The organism is Nitrospirota bacterium, from assembly GCA_040754395.1.
Taxonomy (GTDB): Bacteria; Nitrospirota; Thermodesulfovibrionia; order Thermodesulfovibrionales; family SM23-35; genus JBFMCL01.
On the sequence record JBFMCL010000003.1, the window covers coordinates 44,721 to 66,129 of the forward strand.

Here is a 21,409-nt window from a genome sequence, read left to right on the forward strand (position 1 = left end):
GGAATTTCTGCGGGTATTATATTACCGGATACTGTAGCTTAGCCCGCACATGATGCGCTATTAACCCTGCAACTGGCATAAATAAAAAAGGCTTCCTGATCTCTCCGATTCATCGAGGATAATATCAGCCGCCTTGTTTAATTCAGAGGGCTGCTGATTCCCTGCAAGAAACATGATCATGGATACTGTATATTCCTCTGCAGCCTTTATTATTTCAATATCCGGATAGCCCGACCGGATTATCTCCTTGGTACGGATCGCTCGATCCGTCAATATTTTTCCAAGCCTTTTCACTGCTGCGGATGTTTCTCTGGTTACCTGATCAAGTTCCTCTTTTTCCCATTTGCTGTAAATATGTATGGGGACGATGCCCATAAGTACAACCCGGGATTGCATTGCCGCAGCCTCTGTGATAATCTGCTCAATTTCCAAACTCGCATTATCCCTGTTGTCAACAGGGATCAGGATGTCACCGGGGATGACAGAAACCGGGCATGGTGATTTCCTGACAATTGACTTGTAGCGGGGTGGAGAAAAAATGATATCGATGTTTTCAGTCTTCGCATATGAGACAATCTCCTTCTCCGGATTCCCGTCCTCCACAATAATACTCGCCTTTATGCCGCCGCCTTGTTCCTTTATTATGCGTTCAGCATCCGCCACATATCTGGCCGATTCTCTCCTTGCTATCTCCTCTGCCTGAGGAATCGCATCATAATTAACAAACAGGTGATTGTTGAAAACATGGAGGACTACAAGTTCTCCGCTGTTTTTCCTGACTTTCTCTATCCCATATCCGAGAGCGGTCTTTGCCTGCACTGTCCCGTCATACGCCACTAACGCTTTCATTTTTTCTTTCTCCTTTTCGTCTATGATCTGTTGAGTGAAAAAGCATGGAGCATGCCAGATATATTAAGCTTTACTTTCAATCGTTTATAAACGAAATGCAGCATTTTAACTGCATGAGGATATGCAAAATATTACTGCGATGCCGTAATTATGGGAGACTGAAAAATAATTCTCTTTTCTCACCTAATATACTTTCATATATGTTTCTCATCATACTGAGGATAGTATATTTTCACGCATTCTCTATCGTTTCTTCTCCTCATTTCAGTGGATATTGGTATTATGCGGCGCGCGTCGCATGTATTGCATTTTTCCTTCAATTTTGTCGCGATCTACAATATTGTAGCCTCTCAAATTTACAGAATATCTTGTATTTCAAGCAGTTTTAACTTGGCACGGTTTTCGATATAGAGAAAGCAGTCATGAAGACAGGGTACTTGCCAGAAAAGGTGCAAGAGATAGAACGGGAAGAGATCGTGAATGCGATGAAGGAATGCGGTTGGGTCATGTCACGGGCAGCAAGGAGACTTGGCATCACCGAGAGGATGATCGGGTACAGGATCAGGAAATACAATATCAGGAAGGAGGAGATAGAGAAAGAGCAAACGACAGGCAGCAAGCAGCAGCAAGAAAAAACACAATATAAGGAGAGAAAAAATGAAGAAGTTGAAAATGGCAGTTCTGGCAATAGCTTGTATGCTTCTGGTGTCCGCAGGCAGTCTGTATGCCGGGGAGATTAAAACTTCGGGGTATGCCTCCGCTGACATCATGAGCAATTATGTCTGGAGGGGGCAGAAACTGAGCAACAGCTGGGTCATCCAGCCGTCGGCCGGAATAAACTACGGGGTTTTTGGCATGAATATCTGGGCCAATTATGACCCCGATTCAAAGATCGATGAAGGTGACGGTCACGGAGAATTCAATGAGACTGACATCACGCTGAACTACACCCGTTCAATCGATAAACTGACCCTTACTGCGGGGTACATTTATTATGCCCTGAACAGTGCGAATGATACCCAGGAAGTATACCTGTCAGCAGGCTATGACACGATGCTGTCACCGGCGCTCACACTGTATTATGACTTTGATGAGGGGAATGGCGCGTTTCTTGTGGCTTCAGTCGCTCATGCGTTTGAAGTGATGAAAGACATTTCCCTCAATCTCGGCGCATCTGCAAGCTTCAATATCAATAACAAGGTCATGGGCTTCGATAAGGACGGTGATGACTTCAGCAATTTCTATAATGCTGAGATTTCTTCATCTGCTGAAATACCGGTCTGGAAAGCAGTCACCGTAACCCCGAAAATCGCCTATTCGTTTCCTTTGAGCAACGACGCAAAGGAGGCATTGAGAAATATCAGCGATGACGGCGACAGAGAAATCTTGTACGGCGGGGTCAACATAACACTAAGCTTTTAAAGGAGGCAATCTATGAAAAGGCTGATTGTATTGTCAATATTGATTCTCACGTTATCCAGCGGTTTTGCATTTGCAGAGGAACAGATGCAAAATAACCTTCCTACTCCTCAGGCAGCTGAGCAGGCGATGCCTGCTCAGCCCGCCCCAATACCGGCTGCTCCTGAAACGCCGAAGATGGACACAGGGGATACCGCGTGGATGATTGTGGCCACTGCGCTGGTAATGCTCATGACGCTCCCCGGCCTGGCGCTTTTTTACGGCGGGCTGGCAAAACGCAAGGATACCCTCAATACCATGGCGATGTCCTTTGTGACGTACTGTATAGTAAGTCTGCTGTGGGTTGTGTACGGGTATTCATTGACCTTCGGTACTGACATTAAGGGTATCATCGGGGGTACGGACAAGTTGCTGCTCGCGGGTGTTAACGTGGAAAGCCTCTCGATGACGATTCCCGAGTACATATTCATTGTATTTCAGCTTACCTTTGCAGCGATCACCGTTGCACTCGCAAGCGGAGCGTACATCGAGCGGATGAAGTTCTCTGCATGGGTACTGTTTTCTGTGCTCTGGATGACATTTGTATATCTGCCGGTAGCCCACTGGGTATGGGGTGGCGGATTCCTTGCAAAGATGGGCGCGCTCGACTTTGCCGGCGGTACAGTTGTGCATATCAATGCAGGTATCGCTGCACTGGTCGGGGCACTCGTGCTCGGGAAGAGGCGGGAGGCCTCCCTTAAGCCAAGCAACCTCACGCTTGTCGTTACCGGTGCAGGCTTGCTGTGGTTCGGGTGGTTCGGTTTTAATGCAGGTTCTGCAGTAGCAGCAAACGGACTGGCAGGCGCTGCGTTCATCAACACCAATACTGCGACCGCCATGGCAGCGATAACATGGATGTTGACCGAATGGATGCACGCAAAGAAACCGACGGTTCTTGGCCTGGCGTCAGGTGCGGTTGCGGGACTGGTGGCGATAACCCCGGCTGCCGGCTTTGTGAACATTAAGGGTGCGATAATTATCGGACTGTTGGCCGGGATCATACCCTATTTCTCCGTTGCATGGATTAAGCCGAAACTCGGCTATGACGATTCACTCGACGCATTCGGAATCCACGGAGTGGCAGGAACGATGGGCGCCATTCTCACCGGTGTGTTTGCTGATCCTGCAATCAATGAAGCCGGGACAGGTCTGCTGTTCGGTAATCCGGGGCAGCTCTTGACCCAGATTCTTGCAGCAGGAATAACAATTGTCTACTGCGCTGTCGTAACCTTTATTATCTTCATGATAGTAAAAGGTCTTGTGGGAATCAGAGTTGAGTCGGAGCACGAAATAACCGGGCTTGATGAAAGCCAGCATGGTGAAAAAGCCTACAGCATTTAGGGTGTGAACATGCATTTACTTGAAACCGTGCATCCCTCCCTTCACGGAGGGATGCAGTGATAAAATCACAGAGGAGGCACGATGAAAAAAGTAGAGGCGATAATCAAGCCCTTCAAGCTCGATGAAGTGAAGGACGCGCTCTCAAAACTCGGGATCAATGGAATGACCATCACCGAGGTGAAAGGATTTGGCAGACAGAAAGGCCATGTCGAGGTATACAGAGGCACAGAATATGAAGTGACCTTTATACCGAAAATAAAACTGGAGGTAGTAATCCCGGACGCCATAATCGACAAGGTGATTGCCACGATTCTCGAAAAGGCAAATACCGGGTCGATAGGAGACGGAAAGATTTTCCTTTACTCCCTTGAGGATGTCATTCGGATCAGAACCGGCGAGCGGGGAGAAGCGGCGATATAGCATTACCTCTTGAAATCCTCCTTTTTCACGCAACGGAGGATTTCAAGAGGCTTCTTTCACGGATTCCCTGACAGAACACCATGAGATTCCTACAAAATTGTAGAAACTACGAAATTGTAGTTTTTCCCCTGAAAAGACCGGCAGGCTATCGATCCCTGATTTTCCTTATGAAAACGCAGACCATGAGATGTCTGAATAATTATCTGCGACAAAATTGTCGGACATAATGCATCCCCTGAAATGGCTGCCTGTAAAAATGCTTATAAATCAGAAAGTTATGAATTGGCATGATTTTGGATATATTAAAAAAGAATGACTATCACAATGCATCAACAATATCTTTAGGAAAAACCAAGGAGGAACACAATATGACGACAAAGGAAGTATTTGATCTGGCGAAAAAGAACAAGGTTGTAATGGTCGACCTGAAGTTCATGGATTTTCCTGGACTCTGGCAGCATTTCTCCATACCGATGAAGGAATTCTCTGAGGACATCTTTGAGAACGGTCTGGGGTTTGACGGTTCATCCATCAGGGGATGGCAGGCTATCCACATGAGTGACATGCTTGTAATTCCCGACCCAAGCACAGCAGTGCTGGATCCGTTTACACAGCATCCGACACTCAGCCTCATCTGTAACGTGGTAGACCCGATTACCAAGGAGCCATATTCACGAGATCCCCGCTATGTTGCGCAAAAGGCTGAAGCCTACATGAAATCGCTGAAGATTGCCGACACCGCATATTTCGGTCCGGAAGCGGAGTTCTTCATCTTCGACGATGTACGCTTTCACTATACAGCCAACAGCGGCTTTCACTCTGTTGATTCGGTCGAGGGAATATGGAATTCCGGGAGAGATGAGAATCCGAACCTCGGGTATAAACCGAGACACAAGGAAGGGTATTTCCCGGTTCCGCCCATGGACAAGCAGCAGGACATCAGGACGGAGATGGTTCTTGAACTTGAAAAGGCGGGGATAGTTGTCGAGGCACAGCACCATGAGGTGGCAACCGGAGGTCAGGCAGAGATAGACATGAAGTTTTCCCCTCTGGTAAATATGGCTGATAAGCTGATGATGTACAAATATATCATCAAGAACGTCGCTGCCAGGAATGGAAAAACCGTGACCATGATGCCGAAGCCGCTCTTCGGAGACAACGGGTCAGGAATGCATACACACCAGAGCCTGTGGAAAGGCAACAAGCCGCTCTTCGCAGGAAATGCATACGCAGGTCTGTCCGAAATGGCGCTTCACTATATCGGCGGCATACTCAAACATGCCGCAGCCTTAGCAGCCATTGTTGCACCGACAACAAACTCCTACAAGAGGCTTGTTCCGGGCTATGAGGCTCCCATCAATCTCGCATACTCCAGCAGGAACAGATCCGCTGCAATCCGGATTCCGATGTACTCTCCGAGCCCGAAGGCAAAGCGGGTCGAAGTCAGGTTCCCGGACCCTTCATGCAATCCGTATCTTGCGTTTTCTGCAATGCTGATGGCAGGACTTGATGGCATCGAGAACAAGATTGATCCCGGGGATCCTCTTGATAAGGATATTTACGAACTTGGGCCGGAAGAGCTTGCAAAGGTTCCGAGTCTTCCGGGTTCCCTTGAAGATGCCCTGGATTGCCTCGAGAAAGACCACGATTTTCTGAAAAAGGGAGACGTCTTCACCGAGGACGTCATACAGATGTGGCTGAGCTACAAGAGGTCCCGGGAAGTCGACGCACTGAGGCTGAGACCCCATCCGTACGAATTCTTCCTCTATTTCGATATCTAAAAGCTGTTCAGGAAGCCGGGAACCTCAACAGAGTTCCCGGCATTCTTTTTTTTCGGCAGTATTCCGCGTACCCCATTTGCTTTTTTTGTGGAATATTCCTATTATTCTAAAAGTACCAAAGGCTCCATTCTTCTGGGAGGCATTGTGTGGACAATCTAACAGACAAATTCGTTGTTGTCGAAACCACGGACACCACCTATACAGGCAGGCTCGTGGAAATAGGAGAGGAAGAGGTACACCTGGAATCAGAGCTTGGCTGGATAGTTATTCCCGTTGAAAAAATCTTCTCTATCAGGGAGAAGGACGAGGCATAAGGTACTCCTGACTTGAAGCCTTTGTCTTTTTGACGCGGTACGGGGCCTCACCCGTAAAAATGAAAGCAGTTTCCACCCTTCTCCTTGGCCCTGTACAATGCATTGTCAGCCATCCTTAATAAAATCTCAGGGTCACTGCCACACTGCGGATACAGGCAAATCCCGATACTCACGCCAACGGAACATTTCTGCCCCCTGAGATTGAACGGCTCTCCGAAGCAGGAGAGTATCCTCTCTGCGATAATCTCAGCGTCCTCAGCTCCACTCACGTGGGAAAGGATAACCGTGAATTCATCTCCACCCATGCGGGCAACGGTATCCGAATTGCGCACACAATGCAGAAGTCTGACCGCAGCCACTTTCAGCAATTCGTCGCCGGCCTCGTGTCCGAGGGTATCGTTTATTTCCTTAAACCTGTCAAGGTCAAGAAACATGAGTGATATGGAATGGCCATAACGCTTTGCCTGCGCAAGCGCATGGGAAAGACGGTCAAAAAAAAGCGTTCTGTTCGGAATCCCTGTGAGGGGGTCATAATGCGCCAGAAACCGCAGACGCTCCTCGGCGAGTTTTCGCTCGGTAATATCCCGGATGATGACCTGAATGGCCTGCTTCCCTCTAAAATGAGAAAAGGCAACCGCCATAATTTCAACATAGACGTCGTTCCCTTCAAAACTTCTTATTTTGCTTTCGAACCAGGGGACCCTCCCGTCTTCATTGTCCGCCTCTGCCACTCTGTCCCTGAATATCCCCCAGTAGTCAGGGTGGATTACCTCAAAGAGTGTTTTTTCCTTCAGATCCAGGACACTTGATGCAGCAAGAAGTCTCAGGCCTGAAGGATTGACAAATTCCATTTTCCAGTCATGACAGATAAATATCCCGTCTGTCGTGAGTTCGTAAAGCTTCCTGTAGCGTTCTTCACTTTCCTGAATTTTTGCGAGCATCTGTTCCTTTTCCCTGATGAGTTTCTGCTTGGAGATTACCTGTTCAATCACGATAGGAAGCAGTTCGAGATATCCGAGTTCTGTATCCTTCACAATATAATCTGCCGCACCGAGTTTCATCGCCTCAACAGCAACCCTTTCATTCCCGTACCCCGTCACCATGATCGCCGGCAGAATACTTCCCCTTAGCGAAAGTTCGCGGATCACCTCGAGCCCTCCGAGAACCGGCATATGGTAATCGACAACAACCATGTCGTATGTCGCGGCATCCAGCATTTTCAGCCCCTCTTCACCATTGGAGGCAACGTCCACCGCATATCCTTTCCTCTGGAGATCCTTCTGCAGAATGCGGGAAAGTCCCTCGTCATCTTCCATGTAGAGGATACGGAATGTGCGGATATCACGCATGATGATCAAAGTCCCCCTGGAATGGTAACAACTGACAGAAAAAGGCCGAGCGTACGGATCGCCTCGGAAAACTGTTCGTAGTCCACAGGTTTTGTGATATATACATTGCATCCGAGCTCGTAACATTTCGAAACCTCATGCGGAGCGTCAGTCGTGGTAAGAACGACAATCGGGATATGCTTCGTCTTCTCGCTGTGTTTGATGCGCTTCAGGACCTGATAACCGTCAATCCCCGGGATGTTCAGGTCAAGAAGCACCAGCAAAGATAAAGGCTGCCCGCTGTCTCCGTCCTTCTGTTCCCCGAACAGAAAATCAAGGACTTTTTGCCCGTCCTCGAAACTGATGATGGGATTCGAAATCCCTGCGCGACGAAGGTTTTTCTCGATCAGACGGGCGTGCCCTGCGTCGTCCTCTACCAGAAGTATTGTTACAGGCTCATGGTTTGTCATAGTCACCCTCATAAATAAAGATTTTTTTCTTTTTTCTTTGCCACATTGGAATCTTTCTACCTTTTTTTTCGCTCCGCACGCATGATTTTGAATCTCGTCATTACACTGATCTTTTATCCCCGCTAACGGTATCGTCCTGAACTGCAATATCCTTCACTGCAGATTGGCTTGGCGCAGAGGGGATGAGAAAACTGAATGTCGTTCCAACCCCTAATTCCGAGGTGCACCATATGCGTCCCCCGTGGCGACGCACCAGTGTTTTGACATATGCAAGACCCATTCCTTCTCCGGGTACATCCTGCCTGCCTACCCTCTGGAAAACCTCAAAAACCCTTCCGATATCGTCCTGTGCAATACCCCGGCCGTTGTCCCGTATATGGAATACTGCATCCTGCCGGACCCTTTCTGCAAAAATTTCCACTGCACCCGGCCGCCCGGGTTCTAGGTACTTCAGGGCATTATCGAGAATATTTCCGACAATCTGTTCCATTGCGATCCTGTCAGCCACAATTTCCGGCAGATCCCCGACGGTAATCGCGACATTCTTCTGTTCTGTCTGATGGGCAAGGGTCTTCAGAATCGATCGCACAAGGGAACGCATATCACATATCTCCGGCTTCAGATCACGCCGGCCGACACGGGAAAGATTCAGTATCGCCTTAATGAGGTTGTCCATCCTGTATACCGAAGAATCGATAAAACCAAGCGCCTCGGGAGCATCCTTCTGAAAAATGATCTCGAGCTTCTCCTGCTGGTCATTTTCCATATGGGGACCGCAATGCCGAAGCGAAGAACGTATTTCACGGAGTGCATATCTGAGTTCCCCTGCAAACCCTTTAATATTCACCAGCGGTGCGCGCAGATCGTGAGAAATGATATAGGCAAATGACTTCAGCTCTTCATTGGCCTCCCGCACCTCTTCTGCGTACCGCAGCACCTTCTCCTCTGCAAGTTTCCTCTCGGTAATATCCAGGGCTATGCAGACAAGTCCTTCAGGCCTGCCTTTTCTGTTTCTCATCACAGAGGCTGAGAAGAGCACCGGAATCTTTCTTCCGTCTTTTGACACCAGTGTCTTTTCTTCATTGACCAGACAGTCCTCCTGCGCCATGTGCCCTGAGTCCGTTCCTCTCAGGAGCAGTCCGGAGAACGTCTTTTCATTATCCGCATCAGAAAAAATGATTTTGAGCTGCCGATTGACCAGTTCATCCTCCTCATACCCCAGAAGCCTCTTTGCCGCTGCGTTGATCGTCTTGATTCTGCCTTCCATATCTGTTACAAGAAGGGTATCGACCATTGTCGTGATAATGTTGTCGAGATATGCTTTCGAGACAGTCGTCTTTTTCAGGTCCTCCGTCATCTTTCTGAAGGATACCGCAAGATCACCAACTTCATCCGTCGCACGCATGGCGATCTCGGTATTAAGGTCCCCTTCCCCGATTCTGGCTGCGGCGTCCCTGAGTTGGGTGAGAGGTCCGGCAATAGACGTGGAAAGCGCTACGCCAAGAATAACAGCCAGAACAGTAATACCAACTGATATAAGAAACAATTCTTTCTTCAGGCTGAAGACCGGAGCAAAAATATTTTTCACCGCGTGTTCGACGACAAAAACCATACCCAGCGCCTCATAATTGGAATGGACACAGACAGACAGGACCTCTCCATATTTCTCATCTTTTCTGAGGACTATGTGTGATTTCTTTTTTTCTGTCTCATTGTGCACGAGAGACTCACTCACAGGCGTTGCAAGAAAAGTAAACGCGTCTGTCGAATAGAGCAGTTGACCTTTTCTGTTAAGGAGCTTGTAGACAGTCTTCTTCCCCGTATGGGTCTCAGGCGTCTCGAACTCCTTCACCGCCTGAATAATGTCCTCGATATTCAGGAGACATTTCATCACACCGATAAAATTCCCTTTGTCATCCTCTATCCTGATCGCAAAGGCGAGGGAATAGGTACCGGCATCTTCCTCAAAAGCAGCATCCCTGATATAGAACCTGTGTTCTTTCGCTTCCTTCCACCACTGCTTCTCGCCCTGGCTGAAGTCCGCCGCTCTTCCTGTCATGCAGACAACAGCGCCGTATTTATTGGTGACAATAATACTCTTGAAGACCTCATAGCCATACTTCTCATGATAAAATTCGGTTTTTTCCAGTAATTCCACGGCGCTTTTCTTGTCCATCAGCTGCTGCATGAAAGGGGTTATCACATCTGTGGAAACGGTGAGCCACTCGCGGTTTTTCATGGCAATATACCCCTGCGCATCTGCCATTCTTTCGTATTCCCTGTTTGACCGTATGACATCTTCCTTGAGAAGGAGGTCCTGACTGTATGACTGCAGCCCCTCCACCCTTCTGAAGATATTCCGGTCCACTTCATCCATCACCTTTGAAGCAAGAATCATCGAACTTTCCTCAATGGATTTTTGCAGCGCATCCTGACTTCTCTTTATTGTCAGATATCCCACACACGAGATAAGAAGCGCGATTACCAGAAAACCAAGGATGAGTTTATGCCGTATCTTCATTTTCATCATAATTTTCCACAAATATATGCAAAATCTATACCAAAGAATGCGGAATTATGGGAAAAAGAGAATACCGCAAAGAAGGGAGCTACTCTAAACCGCCAAATAGAAACTGGACAAGCGAAACAGCAGAGATTGCCGCAGTCTCTGCCCTCAGGATTCGGCGTCCGAGTGTGGTAGCGATGGCGCCCTTTTCTCCTGCAAGAGTGATTTCATCCTGTGTAAATCCGCCTTCAGGGCCGATCATGATAAACACCGACAAAGTTTTTGGCACAAGGGATGCAACCGCATCCGGCAATGAAATCCCTCCTTTTTCGCAGAACATCAACCCACGACCCCTGATTTCCGTCCCTTCGCGTATCATGAAGCGGATAAATGCATCTGCTTCGCGCACTTCAGGAACAATGCTCCTCCCTGACTGTCTTGACGCCTCTTCTGCGATTTTTCTCCATCTCAGGATCTTTCTCGTCTCTTTCACCTGGCTTCTCTCCGTAACAACCGGGATGATCGCTTGCACCCCCAGCTCTGTCGCTTTCTGGATCACCATATCCATTTTTTCACCCTTAAGGAGAGCCTGCACAAGGACAACATGCACGCGGGACTCAGTATCGCAGTCAAGTGTTTCAATAATCTCAGCCAGAATTTCTTTCCTGTCAGCCTTCGCTATCATTGTCCTGAAGCACGTGCCCTGACCATTGAATATGAGCAATTCGTCCCCCTTTTTGCACCTCAGGACAGACATGATATAATGCGCCTTTTCTGAGTCGACTGATATAAGGTTATCTGAGACATAAGAGACCGGCAGGTATATTCTTGGCATGCTTTTCTGCTCCGCTTGAGTCGGCAAACGCCCCTCAATCCGGCTGCTTTTTGTTCACCGGGAGTGAAGGCGTCTTATTTTTCTGAACTGGTAAAAAGGTCCTTCAGCTTCTCTTTGAAGGACTTGTTCACCTCATCTCCTGATATTCTTGCATACTCCTCGAGCAGTTCCCTTTGCTTCTGGGTCAGACTTCCCGGCACATCCACATATATCCTCACAATCTGGTCCCCTTTTGAACTCCCGCCGAGTTTCTGCATGCCCTTTCCCTTAATATGGAACATCCTGCCGGAAGGCGATCCCGGAGGGATTTTGAGCTTTGATGTCCCGTCGATGGTCGGCACCTCGATCTCTGCGCCAAGCGCGGCCTGGGGAAACGATATCGGGACCTCACAATACAGATTATGACCGTCTCTCTTGAAGAAGGAGTGCTCCTCGACATTCAGGTAGATATAGAGATCTCCCCGCGGGCCTCCGTGGAACCCCATTTCTCCTTCGCCGGACATCCTGAGCCTCGAGCCGGTATCGACACCTGCGGGAATCCTGACGCTGATATTCCTGAACTGCCGGATCTTCCCCTGTCCCTTGCAGGTTTTGCAGGGGTCGGTAATCACCTTTCCCGTTCCGCCGCATTTCTGGCAGGTCTTTGAGATGCTGAAGAAACCCTGTTGTATCCTGATCTGCCCTGCCCCCCTGCAGTTCTGGCAGGTAACCGGACCTTTTCCGGGCGCTGCGCCCGTGCCGTTGCAGTCAGCGCAATTGTCCCATCTCGGGATTTCGAGATTCCTTTCTGCGCCGAATGCCGCTTCCATAAGCGTAATATCAAGATCATAGCGCAAATCCTGCCCTTTTGATGGTCTCGCTCTGCGCTGGCCGGTAAATGTACCGAAAAAATCGCCAAAGATGTCTTCAAAGATGTCACCGAACCCTGTGCCAAACGGACTGTACCCCGCGCCTACTCCTTCGGCCGTACCGAACCTGTCGTAGTGGGCCCTTTTCTCAGGATCGATCAGACAGGAATATGCTTCGTTGATCTCCTTGAACTTGTCTTCAGATTCCTTATTGTCCGGGTTGCGGTCTGGATGGTATTTCAGGGCAAGCTGCCTGAAGGCTTTCTTGATATCAACCTCAGATGCTTCCCTTGAAACGCCAAGAATCTCATAATAATCTTTCATTTCTTTTTCAACCTGCAGCTCAATGCTGCTGCCTTGCCATTTTAAATGTGGAAAGGGCGGATACGCCGGTAAGGCCATGCCGGTTCCTGCAGAAGAATCCGTTTGAATAATTAAGACACCTTGAAGTCCCGGCAAGCCACATATTCTGCTTCACAGAGGAGCCCCCTTGCATTACAACCCTTTCAGGTCAATGCGTAAAATGGCATCGCTCCGCAAAGCCCGCGCGGCATATCTGCCCTGCTGTACAGTCTATGCAAAAACAGGAATATTGCTCCTGATTTTTTCAGTTGCTTTTCTTGTCCTTATCAACGTCTTCGAATTCCGCTTCGACAACCTCTTCCTCGGGCCCTTTTGCCTGGGGTTCTTCTGTCCCTGTTCCGGAAGGTCCTTCACCTGTACCTGCCTGAGCGCCGGCCCCCTTATAGAGATGCTCTGCCAGCTTATGGGACTTGCTCATGAGATTTTCTGTCGCAGACTTTATTTCAGAAGCTTCCGTGCCTGTATCTTTTGCTTTTCTGCATCTTTCCAGAGCTTCCTCGATCTCTTTCTTCTCCGCTTCATCCAGTTTGTCGCCATAATCCTTCAGGGATTTCTCAACAGTATAGATAAGGGTATCAGCTTCGTTACGGGCTTCAGCAAGCTGTTTTTTCTTTTTGTCTTCATCTGAATGCGTTTCTGCATCGCGTGTCATCTTCTTTATCTCTTCTTCTGTAAGACCACTCGATGCGGTTATCCTGATGGACTGTTCCTTTCCTGTCCCAAGGTCCTTCGCAGAGACATGGAGGATACCGTTTGCATCTATGTCGAACGTGACCTCAATCTGCGGAATCCCCCTCGGAGCAGGCGGGATGCCGATCAGTTCAAAATTCCCCAGAAGCTTGTTGTCAGAAGCCATTTCCCGTTCACCCTGGAAGACACGGATCGAGACAGCGGGCTGATTGTCTGTTGCGGTCGAGAATATCTGGCTCTTCTTGGTCGGGATCGTGGTATTTCTCTCTATGATCTTGGTAAAAATCCCTCCAAGTGTCTCGATGCCGAGCGAGAGCGGAGTCACATCGAGCAGCAACACTTCCTTCACGTCTCCCTTGAGCACAGCAGCCTGGATAGCTGCGCCGACAGCAACCACTTCATCAGGGTTCACCGTCTTGTTCGGTTCCTTCCCGAAGAAATTCTGCACGGTCTGCTGCACTTTCGGCGTTCTTGTCTGTCCTCCCACAAGAAGTATTTCGTCGATGCTCGAAGACGAGAGCCCCGCGTCAGCCAGAGCGTTTTTGCATGGACCGATTGTCTGCTCAATAAGATCACCCACAAGCTGTTCTAATTTTGCCTTTGACAGCTTCATCAGAAGATGCTTGGGACCTGTTGCATCTGCGGTGATGAATGGCAGGTTCACCTCGGTGTCGGTAGCCGTGGAAAGCTCGATCTTTGCCTTTTCCGCTGCCTCTTTCAGCCTCTGTAACGCCATCCGGTCGTTCTTGAGGTCTATCCCCTGGTCTTTCTTGAACTCTTCGACCATCCAGTCCATGACCCTGATATCAAAATCATCGCCTCCCAGATACGTATTCCCGTTGGTTGACTTGACCTCGATGACACCTTCTCCGATCTCGAGTATGGATATGTCAAACGTTCCTCCGCCCAGATCGTACACCCCGATCTTTTCTTCTTTCTTTTTGTCCATCCCGTAGGCAAGCGATGCTGCCGTCGGTTCATTGATTATCCTGAGGACGTTAAGTCCCGCAATCCTTCCCGCATCTTTCGTTGCCTGTCTCTGACTGTCGTCAAAGTATGCAGGCACAGTGATAACTGCTTCGGTCACCGGCTCGCCGAGATAATCCTCGGCAGCCTGCTTGAGTTTCTGAAGGATCATGGCAGATATCTCGGGAGGAGAATAGCTCTTTCCCCTGATTTCCACATGAGCATCAGAATTCTGTGCTTCCACAATCTTGTAAGGAAGCCTCTTTTTTGCGTGCTCAACCTCCGGGGAATTGTATTTCCTCCCCATCAGCCTTTTTATAGAAAAAATTGTGTTCTCGGGATTGGTAATAGACTGTCTCTTTGCAATCTGCCCGACGAGTCTTTCTCCCTTTTCGGTAATCGCCACAACTGAAGGCGTTGTCCTTGACCCTTCCTGGTTCGGGATTACCACAGGATCTCCTGCCTGCACCACAGCTACTACTGAATTTGTCGTTCCGAGATCTATTCCAACTGCTTTCCCCATAACTAAGATCCCTCCTCTATAGATATATTTTTCTGTATTATGATTCTTTCTTTCTCTGTATCTTCTTCCAGTTCTTCAGTCCCTGTTTCAGAGTTTTTTTTTGATACTGAGACGAGAGACGGACGCAGCACCTTATCCTTCAGCATATATCCCTTCCGGAACTCTTCAACGACCGTCTTTTCTTCAACGTCGTTTTTTTCAACCTGTGACATCGCATGATGCACTGCCGGGTCAAACGGCTTTCCTTCGGCTTCAATCGGACGCAGTCCGAACTTCTCGAGGGTTTTGAGGAGTTCCCTATGGGTAATTTCCACCCCCTGAACAAGGCCGGAAGCGACATCGTTGGAGGCATGCTTGAGCGCCATCTCAAGGTTATCAATGGCGGGCAGAAGTTCAAAAAGCAGGCTTTCATTGCCGTACTTGACCAGTTCCTCTTTATCTCTGGCTACCCGCTTCTTGTAATTATCAAACTCCGCATACAGCCTGAGATACTTCTGGTTCGCCTCCTGCTCTTCATCTCCGGACGTCTGCCCGGAGACTTCATCCTCGCTTTTTTCTGCATCTTCGCTGAATATCTGACCGTCTCCCATCTGTTGCTCCTGCATGATCCGCACCTACCTTCCCGCAAGCATCCTTGTGATGAATTTAGCCGTATTTTCAACGATATAAATCGCCTTCGCATAGTCCATCCGTGTCGGGCCGATGATTCCGACAACTCCGATCGGCTTGTCTCCTTCCCTGCACGGAGAAGCAACCACGCTCAGTTTCTTCAGATCATCCATCGAATTCTCGGAGCCGATGATAACCTGCACACCTTCGGACTCAGAGAGCTTGTCAAGCAGGTTCATGATTGTATGTTTGTCCTCAATCGCCCTTGACAGTTCGCGTATCTTATCAAGATCGGCGAAATCAGGCAATTCAAGCACTTCAGAGAGCCCTGAGATAAAAAGCTCGTTCAGGGGAAAATACACGGCGTCCTGGCATATCTTCATTGCCCTTGAGATGAGCCTGTCACACCTGATCTTCTCTTTTGACATTTCCCTGACGATTTTAATCCTGATTTCGTCAAATGTCATACCGGAAAACTCTGTATTCAGATACCCTGAAATTCTGTTCAGGTCTTTCTGGGAAATCTCAGGGTCAATCGATACGATCTTGTTCTTCACAAGACCTTCATCCGTAAAAAGGACCGCTGCAACCTTATCGGCCTGGTATTTGAGAAGGTTTATCTTCCGCAGTGTCGACATGTCAGGTGTCGGAGACATCGCAATCCCGAGATAATGAGACAACTGCGACAGGTTCTTCGTAGTCGCGTTCAGAAATATGTCGATATCATTTTTTAATGTCTCAAGTTTTCTGTAAAGTCCCTGAAGCATCTCGATATCCACATGAATGCGCCCTTCTTCTGCCAGAGAATCTACGTAGAGCCGGTAGCCAAGATCGGTCGGAACCCTTCCGGCAGAAGTATGTGGCTGCCTGAGGAACCCCATCTCTTCAAGGTCAGACATGATATTCCTGATCGTTGCAGGAGAAAGGCCAAAGGCATACCTCTTCGTCACAACCCTCGAGCCCACCGGGTCAGGAAAATTGATGTAACTCTGGACAACTGCGTAAAGGACTTTTTTGCTTCTTTCGCTGAGCATTTGACTTTTTAGCACTCTCGATGGTTAAGTGCTAATAATTTAACAATTAACCGACCAGCGTGTCAAGTACGGCTGATCATGTGCTGAACTTCTGCAGTTCGTGAAGAAGAACCCGGGCATCATTGCTGAGCGCACTGATACTCCGGTCCATTTCTGAGGCTGAATTGATGAGGTCAGCGGTAGTCATTCGTATCTTTTCCATATTCTTGACAATCTCGGTGCTCTTTTGGTTCTGGTTGTGTATGGAAGAAGTAATCTGTCCGGCCTGCTCGGAGACATTTTCATATACCGTCAACATCTGTTTATTGCTCTGAAACTGTTCCTGCGTAGATTTCTTGATCTGCTCGGACCCTTCTGCAACACTTTCGGCTGCCTCTATGATGAGGCTGTTTCCCCTGTTCTGATCCTTTATTGACCGGGATATATGTTCAATTTGCTCGGTGATCTGCCTGATGGAATCCGTGATATGCCCGATAACTTTCACTTCCTCTGTGGTAGCCAACTGTATGGATTTGGACATCTCGGTCGATACGTTTGAACTTGCCAGTATGCTGGAGAAGGCATCTTTTACCCTGCTGACAAGCTGTACACCGGTATCGACCGTTGCTATGCCTTTTCCTGTCATCTCAACGCTCGCCCTTGTTTCAGCCTGCACCCCGGCAATAAGGGCTGCAATCTCCCTGGTTGCCAAGGATGTCCTGTCGGCCAGCCTCTTGTTTTCCTCTGCTATTACCGCAAATGCCTTCCCTTGTTCCCCGGCCTGTGCCGCGAGTATTGAAGCATTCAGGGAGAGCAGGTTCGTCTGTTGTGCCAGTTCGTCAATGACATGCACTATACTCCCGATCTCCTCAGATCTCTGTTCGAGCAGATGTATCTTCTCTGAGAGTGCATTGACACTGTCCCGGATATCTTCCATCCCCCTTATCGCCTCGGCAACTGAGGTCAACCCTTTCTCTGACGCTTCACGGGAAACATTTTCTGCGAGCCGGACAGATTTTTCCGCACTTGTCTGTATTTCCCTGACTGTAGCATTGACCTGGTCGAGAGCAGAAACGCTTGACTCAGATGATACAGACAGGATCTCAACGCTTTTGACGGTGTTTTTTACAGCAGCCATCATTTCTTCAATAGATGATGCAGCTTTATGCGATATCTCATTAAAGACCTCCGCGTTATCAGAGACCGCCGAAATGGATGCCGTCATTTCCTCTACTGCGCTTGAAGCCTTTTCCACAGAGTCATAAAGACTTTCAGAGCTCTTGGCTATCGCGGTAACCGACACATTCAGTTCTTCAATATGCATGGCATTCTCCTCTATCGCTGTCTTCTGGAGCTCCGCAACCCGCAAAACGCTTGCCGGGGATTCCGTAATGGTTGCCGTAACCGAAGACACATTTTCTGAGAGATTTTTTATTTTCACAAGCACGTCTCTTAAATTCATTGCCATGCCGTTAATCGCTTCAGAGAGGGATGCGATCTCATCTTTTCCGACTCTTTTCACTGTCTGTGTCAAATCCCCGGACGATATCCTGGCAGCCACCTTTTCCATTTCCATAATCGGACCTGTGATAAACTTCGATACAGAGAAATAGATGACTGCTGAAAATGCCATAAAACTCAATGCAGAAAGACTGACAGCCCAGAGGATAAGGGTATAGAGTTCTTTCTGAATCACCCCTGACTGAATTCCGATTCTGAGTGTTCCTGCCTTTACGGCCTCTGCATCTCTCAGCGGAATGGAAACATCATAGTAATCCCCCCATTTCTGCAGGAGATTACTGTTTGCACTCAGTGCATTCCGCGTCTCGGTGTCCTTAAAGAGTTTCCCGATACTGCCCTCATCATTATGGTACAGTATCCTGCCTTTCTCATCGAGAATCATTGCATATCCGACAGCTCTGTCCTGCACCGCGCGTTTCATTTTTTCGTTGAGCCCCTCGATAGTATCAAGGGAAAGGCCAAGGGAAAGTACTTTCCCGATATCTTCCTTCAGCGCTTCACCGGCAGATGCAACCTTTGAAAGGATTTCCTGTTTGTACCGTGTATGGGCAATGTAAGTCAGGATTGCGGTATTAATAGTAATGGCAAGGAAAAGTATCATGGCAATAAGGAAAAGCGACCTGGTCTGGAGGTTTATTTTCATTTGATGACTCTCGTTGCAGAACTCAGGATATCAAAGGGCATCTTGAGTCCGAGAGAATTTGCTGTTTTGAGATTGACGGTCATCTGTATTTTCTTTGGCCCTGCAACCGGAATTGCAGATGGATTCTCCCCTTTCAGCAGCCTGGAAACCATATCAGCAGCCTCCCTGCCCTGTTCTGCGCTGTCTGCAGTCAGGGTAAGAATAATCCCTTTCTCCTCTCCCCCACCCATCATTGCAGCAGTAGGGACATTCAGTTTTCTCGCCACACTGACAATCTCGTCAACATACATCATGGCCAAACAGCTTGTCGTGACAAATATCGCATCCACATCCTTAATGTGTCCGATGCTTTCAGGGTTCCTGATATTGAACTTAACCGTCTTGAATGAAAATTGTCCGCTTAACCGTTCAATCTCATTCGCCTCGTGGACTGTCTCTTTCTCGGCACTGTTGTATATAACGCCCAGTCTCGTGAAATTATTGATTGTTTTCAGGTTTTTCAAAAGGCCTGCGATCGATATCCTTGCATTGATCCCGGTAACTTTCCTGCCTTTCATGCTCAGGCCATCATGGTCATACACACCTGCAAAAACGACCGGGATTCCGGAAGCCTCTTCAAGCGCCGCCTGAGTTGCAGGAAACCCGTACGCAACAATGATCTTTGTGCCTATCGCAGCAAATTTTCTGGCTGCATTTGCCCATGCCATGGTTTCAGGGGCAGGGGTCTGGACGATGATATCGGCCTTAAGCCCGTTCGCTGAGATCTCGGATGCAAACGTTTTGTGAACAGCCCTGTAATAGGGGCTGTCGCTGCACATAATGACCCCAATCTGAACAGCAAAGCATTCCGTACCTAATCCGGCGAGGAGCATCACAATGACGAATATTCTCACGCCTTTTCGCCAGTTCATTTATTGCCACCTTTTTGTCATATTGAGAAAAACGATATGTGCATCCCCGTCAACGGATGGATTCAGCGCATTGCCTGACCGCTCGTCGTATTTACTGAAAAAATATCTCATGCCGGCTTCCCATCCGTTTTTCAGGTCATAAGTACCTGAGAGAGTATATTCAGTATGCCTGATCTCTGATTCAGAAAAACCGCCAATAGATACGGGATTCACTGCTTCATACACACCGGGAGAGAAGTTCGCCCTGCTTTCCGTGTAGGCAATACCGGCACCGAGTTTTACATAATCCTTCGGGCGGTAGTTAAGATTCGCCGCAACTGTGTGAGCCCTTTCCTCATACCGGGCATGTTCGTCGACTAGCCTCTGCGGTTCACTGTCGATCCCATACACCAGGGCATGCCTGGTCTTATCCTTGAAATATGCATAACTTGTGCTGAGGGAAATATTCTCCGCCAGACTGAAGCCTATCATTCCAAACAGTTTGCCCGCACGCACCTCACGTCCGTTAACGCTGATCTGTCGGTTATCGACCATATAGTAAAGGCGGTCGCGTTTCCCTGCGTATACGTCATATCCAAAATACGTAAAAAGGAAAGGAAGGGGCGTCCAGGATACGGAGACCGTGCCTTTGTCTTTGGAATCAAGGTCGCTGTTATACGCGGGCTCGTCCGTTTGCTCATGCACATATTTTGTCCGGAAAAGAAGGTTCTTCGTAAGTCTTGCCGTAACAGAAACAGATGCGGTATCCTTGACCGTGGTCTCAGGAAGTCCCCATGCTTCCAGATGCTGTCTTTCCGTAATTTTGCGGTCAACCTCTGCATTCAGCGTTACCCCCTTTGCTACCCTGTAACGCACGATTCCGGAAAACCTGTCGGTCCTCGATGAAATCGCATCCTTCACCCTGTACGTATGGGTATTTGCGGGATTGAGAAGATCCGAAACAGTAGTAACCTCCGGATTATCCGCATCGATGTCTTTGTGCCGGTACTTGAAGAAAAACGTCAGCTGTGGCATCGGCATCCAGGTAACATCAGTGCTTCCGAAGAGATAGTCAACGCGGGATTCTGAATATTCATTCTCCCTGCGGTGTTTCGCGAGTGTCAGTGAAGCGACGAGTTTTCCGGTATATGCTGTATGCAATTTCAGCGTATCAGAAGACCCTTTGAGGTCTGGAATCATATTGTGTGCATACACACCTTCTGTCCGTCCCCCTCCCGCACCATACCGCCCATAAAAAACATTGTCTCCTCCGGAACTGAACCGTTTTTCACCATGTGAAACGTCAACCTCCACAGGACCCAAATGGGCATTGAACCCTACGTTGATATCCTTTGTTTCGAGGTCTGCATCTCTTCTTCTGGACACTCTCCGCAAATCATTAAAATAGCCGGACCCCCCGAGAAATCTCTGCTGTCTTTTTCCTTCTTTATCAATAAACTGGCCGTTAATATAGACATGAAAAGGAAAATCCGGGGTCTTAATCCTCAGAAACATCACATTCATTCCCGAGGTAATCCCGAATCTTTCATCGGGACCGTTCTCTGCGGAAAATCTTTCATCAGGTCCGAAATCAGAAAGCCTTATTGCATCGAGGTTATGAAACATCGTCTTATTGATCCACCTCGACAGCACAATGTTTTTATATGAATAACTGATGTCCCAGAAATAATCCTTTCTGTCGAAAAGATCTATTTCAAGATGGAATCTGTGCGGGAAGGGCAATGCCCTGAACTCCCCAAACAGCATCAGCGAGTCAGAGGGATATTCATACTCTGCAGCCCTCCCGGATCCGCTCAGATCGATTATTCTGTACCCGCCTGTTAGAAACAGAAAAGGTCTTATTTCAGGGAATTCGTATACATGGTAAACTTCTTCCTCAGGAAAGACCTCAATCTCATCATCGATGAATACAATCCGGTCACTCTCAGCCGGTTCTTGTTCTTCAGCCATAGTACCTGAGGCAACATCACATATAACCACAAGTGAGAACAGGCAGCATATCAGCAAAATCCGTTTCATT

Annotated in this window: 18 protein-coding genes; 6 read left to right on the forward strand and 12 right to left on the reverse strand. The window is 48.3% G+C overall.

Features of this window, described 5'->3' with window-relative positions:
• Positions 1-60 precede the first annotated feature (60 nt).
• The gene (locus AB1552_02380; protein ID MEW6052622.1) at positions 61-849 is read right to left on the reverse strand and encodes a universal stress protein; all 789 of its coding nucleotides are present in this window, start codon (positions 847-849) and stop codon (positions 61-63) included.
• 422 nt (positions 850-1,271) lie between these two features.
• Here AB1552_02380 and AB1552_02385 point away from each other — a divergent pair, with 422 nt between their 5' ends.
• The 6 genes from AB1552_02385 (at position 1,272) to AB1552_02410 (ending at position 6,163) form a co-directional block, all read left to right on the forward strand.
• Entirely contained in the window at positions 1,272-1,589 is a 318-nt protein-coding gene (locus tag AB1552_02385) for a helix-turn-helix domain-containing protein (GenBank protein MEW6052623.1), read from the forward strand.
• A complete protein-coding gene (locus AB1552_02390; protein MEW6052624.1) occupies positions 1,507-2,271 on the forward strand; it encodes a hypothetical protein in 765 nt (254 codons plus the stop codon). The genes AB1552_02385 and AB1552_02390 overlap by 83 nt, the downstream gene beginning before the upstream one ends.
• A gap of 126 nt (positions 2,272-2,397) precedes the next feature.
• Positions 2,398-3,648, forward strand: a complete 1,251-nt coding sequence (locus tag AB1552_02395) for an ammonium transporter (GenBank protein MEW6052625.1) — start codon at positions 2,398-2,400, stop codon at positions 3,646-3,648.
• Between the two features lie 81 nt (positions 3,649-3,729).
• Positions 3,730-4,068 (forward strand): P-II family nitrogen regulator, encoded by a 339-nt coding sequence (locus tag AB1552_02400; protein MEW6052626.1) that lies wholly within the window; start codon positions 3,730-3,732, stop codon positions 4,066-4,068.
• Between the two features lie 368 nt (positions 4,069-4,436).
• Positions 4,437-5,849 (forward strand): type I glutamate--ammonia ligase, encoded by a 1,413-nt coding sequence (gene glnA / locus AB1552_02405; protein ID MEW6052627.1) that lies wholly within the window; start codon positions 4,437-4,439, stop codon positions 5,847-5,849.
• 146 nt (positions 5,850-5,995) lie between these two features.
• Positions 5,996-6,163 carry a hypothetical protein gene (locus AB1552_02410; protein MEW6052628.1) on the forward strand — a complete coding sequence of 56 codons (168 nt, stop codon included), beginning with the start codon at positions 5,996-5,998 and terminating at the stop codon, positions 6,161-6,163.
• Between the two features lie 47 nt (positions 6,164-6,210).
• On the opposite strand, the gene AB1552_02415 is transcribed toward AB1552_02410, so the two are convergent.
• The 11 genes from AB1552_02415 to AB1552_02465 form a co-directional block, all read right to left on the reverse strand.
• Positions 6,211-7,512 carry a diguanylate cyclase gene (locus AB1552_02415; protein ID MEW6052629.1) on the reverse strand — a complete coding sequence of 434 codons (1,302 nt, stop codon included), beginning with the start codon at positions 7,510-7,512 and terminating at the stop codon, positions 6,211-6,213.
• A 5-nt stretch (positions 7,513-7,517) separates the two neighbouring features.
• Positions 7,518-7,961, reverse strand: a complete 444-nt coding sequence (locus AB1552_02420; GenBank protein ID MEW6052630.1) for a response regulator — start codon at positions 7,959-7,961, stop codon at positions 7,518-7,520.
• A gap of 100 nt (positions 7,962-8,061) precedes the next feature.
• Positions 8,062-10,482, reverse strand: coding sequence for an ATP-binding protein (locus AB1552_02425; GenBank protein MEW6052631.1), 2,421 nt, complete (start codon positions 10,480-10,482; stop codon positions 8,062-8,064).
• A gap of 88 nt (positions 10,483-10,570) precedes the next feature.
• On the reverse strand, positions 10,571-11,302 hold the full coding sequence (locus AB1552_02430) for a 16S rRNA (uracil(1498)-N(3))-methyltransferase (protein ID MEW6052632.1): 732 nt from the start codon (positions 11,300-11,302) through the stop codon (positions 10,571-10,573).
• Between the two features lie 74 nt (positions 11,303-11,376).
• Positions 11,377-12,474, reverse strand: coding sequence for a molecular chaperone DnaJ (dnaJ, locus tag AB1552_02435; protein MEW6052633.1), 1,098 nt, complete (start codon positions 12,472-12,474; stop codon positions 11,377-11,379).
• 283 nt (positions 12,475-12,757) lie between these two features.
• Positions 12,758-14,692, reverse strand: a complete 1,935-nt coding sequence (dnaK, locus tag AB1552_02440; protein MEW6052634.1) for a molecular chaperone DnaK — start codon at positions 14,690-14,692, stop codon at positions 12,758-12,760.
• A 2-nt stretch (positions 14,693-14,694) separates the two neighbouring features.
• A complete protein-coding gene (gene grpE / locus AB1552_02445) occupies positions 14,695-15,297 on the reverse strand; it encodes a nucleotide exchange factor GrpE (GenBank protein ID MEW6052635.1) in 603 nt (200 codons plus the stop codon).
• Between the two features lie 9 nt (positions 15,298-15,306).
• Positions 15,307-16,335 carry a heat-inducible transcriptional repressor HrcA gene (hrcA, locus tag AB1552_02450; GenBank protein MEW6052636.1) on the reverse strand — a complete coding sequence of 343 codons (1,029 nt, stop codon included), beginning with the start codon at positions 16,333-16,335 and terminating at the stop codon, positions 15,307-15,309.
• A 76-nt stretch (positions 16,336-16,411) separates the two neighbouring features.
• A complete protein-coding gene (locus AB1552_02455) occupies positions 16,412-18,478 on the reverse strand; it encodes a methyl-accepting chemotaxis protein (protein MEW6052637.1) in 2,067 nt (688 codons plus the stop codon).
• On the reverse strand, positions 18,475-19,389 hold the full coding sequence (locus AB1552_02460) for an ABC transporter substrate-binding protein (protein MEW6052638.1): 915 nt from the start codon (positions 19,387-19,389) through the stop codon (positions 18,475-18,477). Before AB1552_02460 ends, AB1552_02455 begins: the two co-directional genes overlap by 4 nt.
• Positions 19,390-21,408: an MtrB/PioB family outer membrane beta-barrel protein gene (locus AB1552_02465; GenBank protein ID MEW6052639.1), complete on the reverse strand. Its 2,019-nt coding sequence runs from the start codon at positions 21,406-21,408 to the stop codon at positions 19,390-19,392.
• Position 21,409: the final 1 nt, after the last annotated feature.